Raw genomic sequence first — 12,699 nt, forward strand, 5'->3', positions numbered from 1 at the left:
GGCGGGGTCCGTTCAGTATTCGTTGAATTCAGGAGACGAGCTTGATGGCGACCAGGGTCAGCGTGGTGGCCAGGGCCGCGCGCACCAGGCGCTCGGGCAGCGCGCGGGAGAGCTGCGCACCCAGCCAGATGCCGGGGATCGAGCCCACCAGCAGCGCCAGCAGCAGATTCCAGTCGACCGTGCCGAGCCACACATGGCCCAGCCCGGCCAGCGCCGTCAGCGGGACGGCGTAGGCGATATCGGTGCCGGCCACTTCGGCCGGCTTCATATGGGGATACAGCAGCAGGATCAGCGTGGCGCCAACCGCGCCGGCACCGATCGACGACACCGTGACCAGCACGCCGATCACGGCGCCGACCACGATGGTGGCAATCACTTGCGCACGGCCCTGCAGCTGGAAGCGCGGGTTGCGCTCGAGCCAGGCCAGCATCTGCTTGCGGAACAGCAGCGACAGCACCGTCAGCAGCACCGACACGCCGATCGTCAGGCGAATCGCGTGCAGCCACTGGCCATTCAGTTCACCGGCGCTCTTCAGCACGAGGATGGCGGCCACCGCGGCCGGCAGGCTGCCGATGCACAGGCGGCGCACGACCTGCCACTGCACATGGCCGTGCGCACGGTGCGCCAGCGTGCCGAAACCCTTGGTGATCGACGCGAAGGCCAGGTCCGTACCGACCGCCGTGGCCGGCGAAAAGCCGAACAGCAGCGTCAGCAGCGGCGTCATGAGCGAGCCCCCGCCCACCCCGGTCAGACCGACGAGGACGCCTACGAACAAACCGGAAACGGTATAGGCAAGGGACATGGATGAGGCTCGGCTGGGCCAGTCCGTCTTGCCGGCGCCACGTTCAGGGTGGCGGCTGCGGGCGCAATGCGGGCTGGCCGTTTATTAACAAAGTTCGAGAATCGTAATAAACTGGCCTCATACCTCAAACTAATAAGAAGTTGTTTGTTTATACGACTCAAGATATATGAACCTGCACCAGTTTCGCTTTGTGCGTGAAGCGGTACGCCAGAACTACAATCTGACGGAGGCCGCAAAAGCGCTCTACACATCACAACCGGGTGTGTCGAAGGCCATCATCGAGCTGGAAGAAGAGCTGGGTGTCGATATCTTCACACGCCACGGCAAACGCATCCGCAGCCTGACCGAGCCGGGGCGGCGCATCCTCAACTCGGTCGAGAAAATCCTGCAGGAGGTGGAAAGCCTGAAGCGCGTGGGCATGGACTACGCCGCACAGGACCAGGGCAACTTCACCATTGCCACCACCCACACGCAGGCACGCTACGCGCTGCCGCGGGTCATCAGCGAGTTCACCAAGCGCTACCCCAAGGTGCGCCTGTCGATCCAGCAGGGCAACCCGGCGCAGATTGCCGACATGCTCCTCCATGACCAGGCGGACATCGGCATTGCGACAGAAGGCATCACCAACGAAAAATCCCTGGTCTCCCTGCCCGGCTACCAATGGCAACATGTGGTGATTACGCCACCAGACCATCCCCTGCTGGAAAAGAAGCATCTGGCGCTGGAAGACCTCAAGGGCTACCCGCTCATCACCTATGACCCCAACTTCGCCGGTCGCCCCAAGATCGACAAGGCCTTCGCGCTGCGCCACCTGGAGCCTGACATCATCCTGGAAGCCATCGATGCGGACGTGATCAAGACGTACGTGGAGATCGGGCTCGGCGTCGGCATTGTCGCGGGCCTGGCCTACGACCCCGAGCGCGACCGCAACCTGCGCGGCATTCCTGCCGGCCACCTGTTCGGTACCAATGTGACCCACCTGGCCGTCAAGCAGGGCGCCTACCTGCGCAGCTTTGTCTATACCTTCATCGAACTGTTCTCGCCCACGCTGAATCGCAAGCTCGTGGAGCAGGCCATGTCGGGCGAGCACGAGGTCTACGAACTCTGAGCCTCGCGGTACTCGCCCTTCCTTCCGCCCTTCCTTCTATCTATGCAGGACACTTTCATGCACGTTTTCCTGGCACGCCCGTGCCACCCGCAGCCGGAGGCCCGCCCGTGAGCGAATTGCCGCAAATCCACTGGACCGAGGACGGCGCGGAACACAGTGCGCACTGGCGCTCGGAAGCCGGCCTGCCGCCGCCGCGCCGCGTGGTGGTGGCCGATGACACCACGTCCGCCGATACCGCGTACCGCCTGGCCTGCGAAGGCACCGCGCTGCTGTGGCGCGGCGACTTCCAGAACGCGCGCCAGCTGCTGCAGGCCATGGCCCGCCGCACCGAGCGCAAGCCGAAGAAGAAGAGCCGGCCCGGACACAAGCCCGCCGCGGCCGAGTCGCCGACCGAGGCCTTCCACCAGCACCGGCTGGCACAGTCCCAGCGCGCCCGCACGCTGGGCATGCTGCTGCTGCCGTTCGACGCCGGCCATACCGTGCCGCTGCGCCGCGCCCCGGACGTCGCGCAGGCCTGCGAGCAGGTCTACGGCAGCGCCGGCGAACCCTACGTCGCGTCGATGCGCGAGCTGCTCGGCATGATCGGCGCCTACGAATGGCGTCGCAAAGGGGTGGAGATTCCCGCGCTGGGCGCGCGCGTCCACCCGTGGTACGGCGTGTTCTCGCCGGTGCGCGGCGAGTACGTGGACCTCGTCGCCAACGCCCCGCTGCCGTCCAAGGCGCTGGCGTTCGATATCGGCGCGGGCACTGGCGTGCTGTCGGCCGTGCTGGCCCGGCGTGGCGTCAAGCGCGTGGTGGCCACGGACCAGGACCCGCGCGCGCTGGCTTGCGCGCGCGAGAACCTCGAACAGCTTGGCGTGACTGGCCAGGTAGAGGTCGTGGAAGCCGACCTGTTCCCGCCGGGCCGGGCGCCGCTGATCGTTTGCAACCCGCCCTGGGTGCCGGCACGTCCGAGCTCGCCCGTGGAGCGCGCCGTCTACGATCCCGACAGCGTCATGCTGCGCGGCTTCCTGGACGGCCTGGCGGCCCACCTCGAGCCTGGCGGCGAGGGATGGCTACTGCTGTCCGACCTGGCCGAGCACCTCGGCCTGCGTTCGCGCGAGCAACTGCTCGGCTGGATCGAAGCGGCCGGTCTGCAGGTGCTGGGCCGCACGGACATCCGCCCGCGCCACCCGCGCGCGGCGGACGCCGCCGACGCGCTCCATGCGGCGCGCTCGGCGGAAGTGACCTCGCTCTGGCGGCTGGGGGCGCGGTAAGCACCCGCCGCCCGGGGCGGTGCGGCCTGCCAGCCGCTCCGCTATGCTTGCTGCCGACGGCTTCTCTCTCCACATCCGGGGAGAGTGGCCGCAGAGAAAAAAAAGAAAACACATCGAGAGGAGAACCCATGCCCAACCTGCCGCGCCGCGCGCTTGCTGTCGCCTGCGCCTGCGCCACCGCGCTGATCGCCAATGCCGCGCTGGCCGACATCCGTGTTGGCGTGGATGTCTCGACCACCGGGCCGGCTGCGTCGATCGGCATTCCGTCGAAGAACACGGTGCTGATGTGGCCGCAGACGCTGGGCGGACAGAAGGCCCACTACGTGCTGCTGGACGACGGTTCGGACCCGGCCGCCGCGGTGCGCAACGTGCGCAAGCTGATTTCCGAGGAAAAGGTCGACGTCATCGTCGGCCCCAACATCACGCCCAATGCGATTGCCGCGCTGGACGCCATCGCCGAGAGCGAAACGCCCATGGTGGCGCTGGCCGCCTCCGCCGCGATCATCGAGCCGCTGACCGATGCGCGCCGGCGCTGGGCCTTCAAGATGCCGCAGAACGACTCGCACATGGCCACGGTGCTGACCGAGTACATGAGCAACCATGGCGTGAAGACGGTCGGCTTCATCGGATTTTCGGACACCTACGGCGAAAGCTGGTGGCGCGAGTTCTCGCGCCTGGCGGAAGTGCGCAAGCTGAAGGTGGTCGGCAATGAACGCTTTGGCCGCAACGACACCTCCGTGACCGGGCAGGTGCTCAAGCTGATGTCGGCCAACCCTGACGCCATCCTCATCGCCGGCTCGGGCACGCCCGCGGTGCTGCCCCAGAAGACGCTGGTCGAGCGCGGCTACAAGGGCAAGATCTACCAGACCCACGGCATCGCCACGTGGGACTTCCTGCGCGTAGGCGGCAAGGATGTGGAAGGCACCCTGTTCCCCACCGGCCCCGTCGTGGTCGCGCGCCAGTTGCCGGCCAGCCATCCCGTGCGCAAGGTGGCACTCGATTTCGTCACGCGCTATGAAGCGAAGTACGGCGCCGAGAGCGTGACGCAGTTCGCCGGCGACGCCTGGGGCGCGTGGCAGTTGCTCGACGATGCGTCGCGGCGCGCACTGAAGACCGGTGCGCAGCCGGGCACGCGCGAATTCCGCAACGCCTTGCGCAACGCCATTGAAACCACCTCCAACCTCACCATTCCCAACGGCGTCATGAACATGAACGCGAAAGACCACCAGGGCTTCGACCAGCGTTCGCGCGTGATGGGAACCGTCCGCAACGGCAAGTTCGCCTACGCGGGCGAAGAGTAACAGCCGCAGCCACTACGACCGGCATGACCGGCACCGCCCGGACTGAACAGGAAACACCGCATGACCACCGCCTCTCCCCAATCCTCCGCACGCACCGTCGCCTTTATCGGCCTGGGCGCCATGGGCACGCACATGGCCCGCCACCTGCTGGCAGGGGGCCACCAGGTGCGCGCCTTCGTGCGCCGCCCTGAAGCGGCCGAAGCCGCGCGCGCCCTCGGCGCCGAGCCGTTCTTCACGCCCGCCGAAGCCGCGCGCGGCGCCAGCGTGGTGTTCACCAACGTGACCTCGTCCGAGGACGTGCGCGACGTGCTGCTCGGCGAGAGCGGCGTGATCCACGGCGCCGCCCCCGGCACCGTCTGCGTCGACCACAGCACCATCTCGCCGATCGTCACGCGTGAAATCGCCGCCGCACTGGCCGCACGCGGCATCGACATGCTGGACTGCCCCGTATCGGGCGGCACCGTCGGGGCCGAGGCCGCCACGCTGACCATCATGGTCGGCGGCAAGCCCGAAGTGCTGGAAGGCGTGCGCCCGCTGCTGGCGCTGATCGGCAAGACCATCACCCACATCGGCGACCACGGCGCCGGCCAGGTGGCCAAGCTGTGCAACCAGATCGCGCAGGTGGTCAATATCGAGGGCATCGCCGAGGCCATGCGCTTTGCGTCCGCGCAGCAGGTCGACACCGCTCGCGTGTTCGAGGCCATGTCCACCGGCATGGCCGGCAGCCGCATGCTCGACATGATGGGACCCAAGATGGTCGCGCACGACTTCGCCGCCGGCATCGAGGCACGGCTGCATGACAAGGACTTCGGGCTCGCGCGCGATATCGCTCAGGAAATCGGCCTGAAGCTGCCGGCCATGGAGGCCACCTCGGGCCAGCTCCGGACGCTCATGGACAAGGGCTGGGGCAAGGACGATACCTCGTCCCTGCTGCGCGTGCTGGAGGATTGAGCGTGGCAGCTATGTCCTGACGCCCGTCAGCGCCAGGACGGCCCGCAGCAGCGTGCTGTCGGGATTGGCCAGGTCGTCCATCACGTTGAAATGGTGGCGGCCCGGCAGCGGCACATCCTGCGCCGCATTGGCCGGCCACGCGGCGCGGATCAGGGCGTTCTGGCGGTGGTATTCGGCGGCTTCCAGTTCGCCCACGGCCGTCACCAGCGGCGCATGCGTCGCGGGCTGCATGAACGCCGGCGACAGGCGCGCTACGTCGGCCTCCGACAGGCGCAGGTCGCGCTGCAGGAATTCGGCGCGGCGCAGCGGCTCCAGGTCATACAGGCCGCTGATCGCCAGGCCGCCCTTGACCAGGTCGTCCGGCAGGTCGGGGCCCACCTGCGGCCACAGCGCCGCCATCAGCATGGCCACCAGGTGGCCGCCAACCGAATGGCCCGCCACGAAGATGCGCGAATGGTCATGGCCCAGCCGCTCCGATTGCCGGTAGAGCCACGCCAGGCTGCCCACCACCTGGCGCACGATCGCCGGCACCGTCACGGACGGGCACAGCGAATAGTTCACGACCGCCACGGACACGCCCAGCCGCGGCAGCTCGCTGGCCACGAAACTGTGGTCGCGCTTGTCCAGCGCGCGGAAATAGCCCCCGTGCACGAATACCAGCAGTGGCGGGCGCTCGCCGGCGCCCGGAAAGTAGTCCAGCCGCTCGTCCTGCGCGCGGGCCGAACCCGGTGCCGCGTAGCTGAGATCCTCCTGGTAGCCGCCGCGCGCGCGCACCTGCGCCGACAGCGTCGCCCAGCGCGCCATGTGCTCGGCGTTGTCGGGCACGCGCGCACGGTTGTTGTATTCTCGCTCGTAGAAGGCCGGGTCCTGCGAAGGCAACCGGGCCAGGCTGGCCAGGGAGGATTGTGCGGGCATGGCGTGCTCGGCGTGGGTGGCAAACCACCATCGTAGCCCCGGCCCGGCCCGCGCGGATATCCGTGCCAATACCACTCACCGGACCCCGCCATGGTCGTCAAACGCAGTCTCCGGAGCGGCCGGGGCGACCAGCTCGGCCCGCCAGACCCGGTGCCGGACGCGGCCGCGGGCCGCTGCCCGCTCTGCGGCCGGGAACTCGTGGAAGGCCCGAGCACCGACCTGCACCATCCGGTGCCGCGCAGCCACGGCGGCCGCGAAGCCGTACCGATGCACCGCGTCTGCCACCAGAAGATCCACTCGGTCTTCACCGAGGCCGAGCTGGCGGGCGGCTTCCACGACTGGGAAGCGCTGCGGCACCACCCGGCCATGGCCGACTTCATCCGCTGGATCGCCCGCAAACCGCCTGAATACTACGATCGCAGCCGCCACACCAACGCCCGCCGGGGCCGCTGAGCGCACCTGCAGGTTGTCGACAGGGGCGATTTCCGGCATAATTCGCGGCTCAGCGCGGTGCCGGCTCCGGCGCCCACACCTGCCCGGGTGGTGAAACAGGTAGACGCAGGGGACTCAAAATCCCCCGCCGCAAGGCGTGTCGGTTCGAGTCCGACCCCGGGCACCATCAATACCGATCAACCCTTTGATTGACAAAGGATTTCCGGATCGGCCCTCTCAGCTCTCATTGAAATGCCCCGCGCGCATGCATGGCTGCGCGCACGCGCCAAAAGGATTAGCCGTTCTGAGGCCTTCCGCACAAATGTCATCAGCCTTTGGGATGAAGCGGCCCGTCATTGTTACTAAGCTCGAACATCCGGAACCCTTCCACACCGGTACCCAGACAGGAGGCAACATGACGACAGCAGCCACTTCTCCACGCTCCGTGCTGGCGCAACGATTCAAGCAACGGCTGAAGCCCTTGATGCCGGCGTGGGTGCTGAAGTTCCACCGCGACCGTGTGATCCGCAGGGAAGGCTCGCTGTACGATGGCAAGTCACTGGGCGAGGTGTTCACCCATGTGTACGAAACCGGCGCCTGGGGCGTGGCCGAAGACCAGTCCGGGTTCTACAGCGGCAGCAGTTCCCATGATCCGAAGATCGTCGAACCCTATGTCGAGGCGGTGACGGCGTACCTCACGGCCATGCCGGAGCGGCCTTCCGTCGTCGATCTGGGCTGTGGCGACTTCAATGTCGGCAAGCGCCTTCGCGCCGTTTGCGGACGCTACATCGGCTGCGATGTCGTGGACGCGGCGGTCCAGTCGAACCGGACGCGGTTCGCCGATCTCGACGTGGACTTCCGCTGCGTCGACATCACGACCGACCCGCTGCCCCCGGGCGATATCGTATTCCTGCGCCAGGTGCTCGATCATCTGGACAACGCGCGCATTGCCACCGTGCTGTCGAAGCTGGGCCCGTACAAGGTGCTGGTGCTGACCGAGTACCTGCCGCAGAGCGCGAACTTCACGCCCAATCTCGACAAGACGATCGGCTCGCACCTGCGCCTGTTCGGGGCGCAACCGAGCGGGCTCGTGCTGACCGCGCCGCCGTTCAACCTGAAGGTACGGTCCGCGCGGATTCTCTGCGAGGTGCCAGACAGCGGTGGCGTCATCCGCACAATCGCCTACGAACTGCCGGGACAGTGAGCGCCATCGCCGGGAGCCGTCCCGGCGCATGCGCGAGACGGCCCTCCCCTTGTCGGACGGAATCCACTGGCGCATCCGCTCCCGGTTTTCCTATGCTATGCATTGGTCAATCTCGCCCTGGAGCCCAGCCATGACCCGATTCGCGCGATATGCCGTCCCTGCCGTTGCCTGCATTGCCCTGGCAGGTTGCGCCAACATGAACATGGACAGCATGACGCAAGCCGGCGGCAGCCTGTTCTCGGCCGCCTCGCTGACCGACGCCAACGTCAAGACCCTGTCCGACCAGTCCTGCGCGGAAATGGACAAGAAAAACACCGTTGCGGCGGCCGACAGCCCCTACACCAAGCGGCTCGCCAACGTGATGAGCGGCCTCGGCAACACCGGCCTGCCGCTCGACGCCAAGGTGTACATGACCAAGGACGTGAATGCCTGGGCCATGGCCAACGGCTGCGTGCGCGTCTACAGCGGCCTGATGGACCTGATGAGCGACGATGAAGTCCGCGGCGTGGTGGGCCACGAGATCGGCCACGTTGCGCTGGGCCATACCAAGCACGCCATGCAGGTGGCATACAGCACGGCGGCCGCGCGCGGCCTGCTTGGTTCGCTGGGCAGTCCGACCCTTACCGCGCTGACATCGTCGCAACTCGCCGACCTGGGCGAGCAGTTCGTCAATGCGCAGTTCTCGCAACGGCAGGAAAGCGCCGCCGACGACTATTCGTTCGACCTGCTCACCAAGAACGGCGCCAACCGGCAGGCGCTGGCGTCCGCATTCCGCAAGCTGGCGACACTCGATGGTGGCCAGTCCAGCATGCTCAGCAGCCACCCTGGATCGCTGGAACGCGCCAAGCACATCGACGCGCGGCTCGCCGGCGGCAAGTAGCGCGCCGCGCTGCCATTGCGGCGCCGCACCCAATCGGGGGAGGCGCAACTGGCTTGCCGCGTGCCGCCGCGCGGCGGCCACTGACCGCGTTTAATTATTTAATTCACGGACAAAAGCTTTCAGTACGCCGGTTGCAACCCGACAGTGATAATCCATCACGCTGCATCCCCTTGCGGATGCTGATGCGTTCCGGCCCGCAGGGCCACGCGTTTCGGGCGGCCCTGCGCGACGGCACGTATCCGCGCCACGCCGCACGCCCCAAGGATATCGCTGCCGCGACATGGAATTGCTATCAGGCCTGCTTGCCTCGCAACCGGAGATTGCGCTCTTCCTCGCGCTCGCAGTCGGCCACGCCATTGGCGCGATCCGGTTCGGCCCGTTCCAGCTCGGCGGCATCTGCGGCACGCTGATCGCTTCGCTCGTGATCGGGCAAAGCGGCGCGCGCCTCGATGCCGACGTCAAGAACGTCGCGTTCGCCGTGTTCATCTTCGCGCTGGGCTTTACTGGCGGGCCGCAGTTCTTCGCCAATGTCGGGCGCGAATGGCGCATCGGCCTGCTCTCGCTCGTGGAAGTCTTCGTGCTGCTGGGCTTGCTGGCCATCGCCGTGCCGTTGCTGGGGCTCGACCAGGGCACGGCCGCCGGCCTGCTCGCCGGCGCCGCGACCGAGTCGGCCGTCATCGGCACCGCATCCGAAGCGATTGCGCGGCTGGGCATCTCGTCGGAACAGATACGCGTACTGCAGACCAATATCGTCACGGCGTACAGCGTGACCTATCTGTTCGGCCTGGTTTCGATCGTGCTGTTCACGAGCCAGTTGGCGCCATGGCTGCTGCGCGTGAACCTGCGCGAATCGGCCGAGAACCTATGGCACAAGCTCGGTGGCGAGAACGACCTGGGCGAAGGCCAGAGCAGCGCGCTGCCGCTGCTGGTCGGACGCGTCCTGCGCGTGGAAGGTGTGGCCGGCAAGACGGTGCTCGATACCGAGAAGCTGGTCGCGCTGGGCGTGACGATCCGCCGAGTACGGCGCGACGGGACCACGTTCCGTCCGGCACCTGAGGAGATCCTGCGAACCGGTGACGTGGTGCTCGCGGTCGGCCGGCGTGATGCCATGGTGGCCTTTGCCGGCCGGGTCGGCCCCGAACTCCCCGAAGAGCCCGGCATGGAAGCCGTGCAGTGCGAGCAGGACGTCCTGCTCACGCGGCGCGAAGTTGGCGGCCTGACCCTTGCACGGCTGCGCCAGATGGCCGATGTCGGCATGGGCCGCGGCGTCTATGTCCAGCGCATCGCGCGCATGCAGCACAGCGTTCCGACGCTGCCGGAAACCGTGCTCAGGCGTGGCGATGTACTGACGCTGACCGGGCCGCAGGAAGCCGTGCAGCGGGTCGTACCCGAACTCGGCTACGCGGTCACGCCGACCATCAAGACGGACTTCGTATTCCTGGGCATCGGCGTGTTGCTGGGCATGCTGATTGGCGGATTCAGCGTCAAGCTCGGCCAGGCCGATCTTACGCTGGGCACCGGTGGCGGCTGTCTCGTGTCGGGCCTGATGTTCGGCTGGCTGCGCGCGCGCTTGCCGCTGTTCGGCTCGCTACCCTCTTCTGCCGCCGAGATCCTGAAGGACTTCGGCCTGGCCACGTTCATCGCCGCCGTGGGCCTGTCCGCCGGCCCCGACGCCATCAAGCTCATCCGCGAATACGGCCTGATCCTGCCGGTGGCGGGCATCCTGGTCTCGGTGGTGCCGGCCGGGATCTCGCTGCTCATCGGTCACCGCTTGCTGAAGCTCGACACGCCGATCCTGCTCGGCGCCGTTGCCGGACAGCACTGCAGCACGCCGACGATCATGGCGCTGACCACGGCCGCCGGCAACGGCACCCCGGTGATCGGCTACACCATCACGTACGCGATTTCCAATGTCCTGCTGCCGCTGCTGGGCCCCATATCGGTGGCCATGGCAGGGGCGCTGGCAAGGCACTGACCCGACACGGTACGCAGATACCGCGCGCGAGGATTGTCCCTGCAACACCCGGCAGCAGCTTGTCGAAAACGTCGTCTCAACTCGCATCGATTGCTTCAGGAGGGCACCATGGAATGGTTGCATGTCATCTTCCAGAAATCACCGGAATCAGCGCTATTCCTGTCGCTGGCGGTCGGCTACGCCATAGGCAAGATCACCTTCGGGCGCTTCCAGCTCGGTGGCGTGGCCGGCTCGCTGCTGGCCGCGGTGCTGATCAGCCAGGTCGGGGTCCAGATCGACAATGGCGTCAAGGCGGTGATGTTTGCCATCTTCATCTACGCGGTGGGTTACGAAAGCGGTCCGCAGTTCTTCAACTCACTGAACCGCAGTGCGCTGCGCGAGATCGCCATGTCGGTCTTCATGGCGGTATGCGGCCTGGCCACGGTGGTGATACTGGCCAAGGTCTTTGATCTCGACAAGGGCATTGCCGCCGGCCTCGCCGCGGGTGGCATGACGCAGTCGGCCATCATCGGCACGGCGGGCGACGCGATCACCAAGCTCGGACTATCGGCCGAGGAGGTGAAGCGGCTGCAGGCGAACGTGGCGATCGGCTATGCCGTGACCTATGTGTTCGGCTCGCTTGGCGCCATCATCGTCTGCGTGAACATCTTGCCGCGTTTCATGGGCGCGGACCTCAAGACGGACGCCAAGAAGATGGAACTCAAGCTGCATGGCGGACTGCCGGAGCTCGGCCCGGGCCAGCGAGGCGCGCTGCCGCGCCTGGTGGGGCGCTTGTTCCGCGTCGCCGGCGCGGCCGGCAAGACGGTCTCGCAGATCGAGATCGGCGGCGAGGACCTGGTCACGGTGGAGAAGATCCAGCGCGGCGGCAAGGCGCTCGAGGTCAAGCAGGACGTGGTGCTGAAGGACGGCGACCTGGTCCTGCTGGTGGGCCGCCGCGACGCCATGGTGCCTACCGCCGCCCTGATCGGCGAGGAAGTCGCCGACGCGGAAGGCATGGGCGTCGTCATGCAGACGCGCAAGGTCGTCTTCACTGCCAAGGGCATGAACAACAAGTCCGTGGCGGAAATCGTCGAGATCGTGGGGCGTGACATGCGCCACGGTGTCTACATCGAGCACCTCGAGCGCTATGACCACCCGCTGCCGCTGCTGCCGGATCTGAAACTGCAGCACGGCGATGTGATTACGCTCTACGGCACTCCCGCCGATACCAAGCGCGCCGTCGAGATGGCCGGCTATGAGCTGGTACCCAGCGAGAAGACGGACTTTGTCTACTTCGGCGCCGGTGTCCTGGTCGGCCTGCTCATTGGCCTGCTGGTATGGCGGGTCGGCGGCATTCCCCTGACCCTGGGCTCGGGCGGCGGCGCGCTGCTTTCCGGCCTGGTCTTCGGCTGGGCCCGGTCCAAGCACAAGATGTTCGGCGCGATGCCGACCGCCGCCTGCCAGCTGCTCAAGGACTTCGGCCTGGCGTCCTTCGTGGCCATCGTCGGCATCAACTCGGGCCTGCAGGCTGCCACCACGTTGAAGCAACAGGGCCTGACCATATTCATCCTGGGTGCCGTCGTCACGCTGCTGCCCCTGTTCCTGACCATGCTGTTCGGCCGCTATGTACTCAAGTACGACAACGCCGCAGTGCTGGCCGGCGCGCTGTCCGGATCGCGCAGCGCCAACCCCGCGTTCGGCGGGATTCTCGACAAGGCGGAGAGCCCCGTGCCGACCGTCCCCTTCGCCATCACCTACGCCATTGCCAATGTCCTGCTGACGCTGCTTGGCCCGCTCATCGTCGGGCTGGTCTAGCTGGCGCAACAACCTTTGCTTCTTTCCTCGCTGCGCGGGCCATCGCCGACACACCCGGCCCGCCAGCCTCAACCTGACACG

The 12,699-nt window shown here is 67.0% G+C and carries 11 protein-coding genes and 1 tRNA gene; 10 read left to right on the forward strand and 2 right to left on the reverse strand.

Going from position 1 to position 12,699, the window contains the following annotated elements; translation table 11 throughout:
• Positions 1-28 precede the first annotated feature (28 nt).
• Positions 29-802 carry a sulfite exporter TauE/SafE family protein gene (locus KHO22_RS03010; protein WP_211945621.1) on the reverse strand — a complete coding sequence of 258 codons (774 nt, stop codon included), beginning with the start codon at positions 800-802 and terminating at the stop codon, positions 29-31.
• 166 nt (positions 803-968) lie between these two features.
• Between KHO22_RS03010 and KHO22_RS03015 the strand changes: the two genes are divergently transcribed.
• The 4 genes from KHO22_RS03015 (at position 969) to KHO22_RS03030 (ending at position 5,418) form a co-directional block, all read left to right on the forward strand.
• Positions 969-1,910 (forward strand): CysB family HTH-type transcriptional regulator, encoded by a 942-nt coding sequence (locus KHO22_RS03015; RefSeq protein ID WP_211945622.1) that lies wholly within the window; start codon positions 969-971, stop codon positions 1,908-1,910.
• 107 nt (positions 1,911-2,017) lie between these two features.
• Complete coding sequence (locus tag KHO22_RS03020) at positions 2,018-3,166, forward strand: methyltransferase (RefSeq protein ID WP_211945623.1); 1,149 nt, start codon at positions 2,018-2,020, stop codon at positions 3,164-3,166.
• Between the two features lie 128 nt (positions 3,167-3,294).
• Positions 3,295-4,467 carry an ABC transporter substrate-binding protein gene (locus tag KHO22_RS03025; protein ID WP_211945624.1) on the forward strand — a complete coding sequence of 391 codons (1,173 nt, stop codon included), beginning with the start codon at positions 3,295-3,297 and terminating at the stop codon, positions 4,465-4,467.
• A gap of 60 nt (positions 4,468-4,527) precedes the next feature.
• On the forward strand, positions 4,528-5,418 hold the full coding sequence (locus KHO22_RS03030; RefSeq protein WP_211945625.1) for an NAD(P)-dependent oxidoreductase: 891 nt from the start codon (positions 4,528-4,530) through the stop codon (positions 5,416-5,418).
• Positions 5,419-5,427: 9 nt separating this feature from the next.
• Here KHO22_RS03030 and KHO22_RS03035 read toward each other — a convergent pair whose 3' ends face one another.
• Complete coding sequence (locus tag KHO22_RS03035) at positions 5,428-6,333, reverse strand: alpha/beta hydrolase (protein ID WP_211945626.1); 906 nt, start codon at positions 6,331-6,333, stop codon at positions 5,428-5,430.
• Positions 6,334-6,423: 90 nt separating this feature from the next.
• On the opposite strand from KHO22_RS03035, the gene KHO22_RS03040 reads away from it, so the two are divergent.
• The 6 genes from KHO22_RS03040 (at position 6,424) to aspT (KHO22_RS03065) (ending at position 12,618) form a co-directional block, all read left to right on the forward strand.
• A complete protein-coding gene (locus tag KHO22_RS03040) occupies positions 6,424-6,786 on the forward strand; it encodes an HNH endonuclease family protein (RefSeq protein WP_211945627.1) in 363 nt (120 codons plus the stop codon).
• An 81-nt stretch (positions 6,787-6,867) separates the two neighbouring features.
• Positions 6,868-6,952: transfer RNA gene (locus tag KHO22_RS03045), tRNA-Leu, on the forward strand.
• A 228-nt stretch (positions 6,953-7,180) separates the two neighbouring features.
• Positions 7,181-7,969 (forward strand): class I SAM-dependent methyltransferase, encoded by a 789-nt coding sequence (locus KHO22_RS03050; protein ID WP_211945628.1) that lies wholly within the window; start codon positions 7,181-7,183, stop codon positions 7,967-7,969.
• A gap of 130 nt (positions 7,970-8,099) precedes the next feature.
• Positions 8,100-8,849 (forward strand): metalloprotease LoiP, encoded by a 750-nt coding sequence (gene loiP / locus KHO22_RS03055; RefSeq protein ID WP_211945629.1) that lies wholly within the window; start codon positions 8,100-8,102, stop codon positions 8,847-8,849.
• Positions 8,850-9,129: 280 nt separating this feature from the next.
• A complete protein-coding gene (gene aspT / locus KHO22_RS03060) occupies positions 9,130-10,824 on the forward strand; it encodes an aspartate-alanine antiporter (protein ID WP_211945630.1) in 1,695 nt (564 codons plus the stop codon).
• Between the two features lie 108 nt (positions 10,825-10,932).
• Positions 10,933-12,618, forward strand: coding sequence for an aspartate-alanine antiporter (aspT, locus tag KHO22_RS03065; RefSeq protein ID WP_211945631.1), 1,686 nt, complete (start codon positions 10,933-10,935; stop codon positions 12,616-12,618).
• Positions 12,619-12,699: the final 81 nt, after the last annotated feature.

The organism is Cupriavidus yeoncheonensis (assembly GCF_905397275.1).
GTDB lineage: Bacteria > Pseudomonadota > Gammaproteobacteria > Burkholderiales > Burkholderiaceae > Cupriavidus > Cupriavidus yeoncheonensis.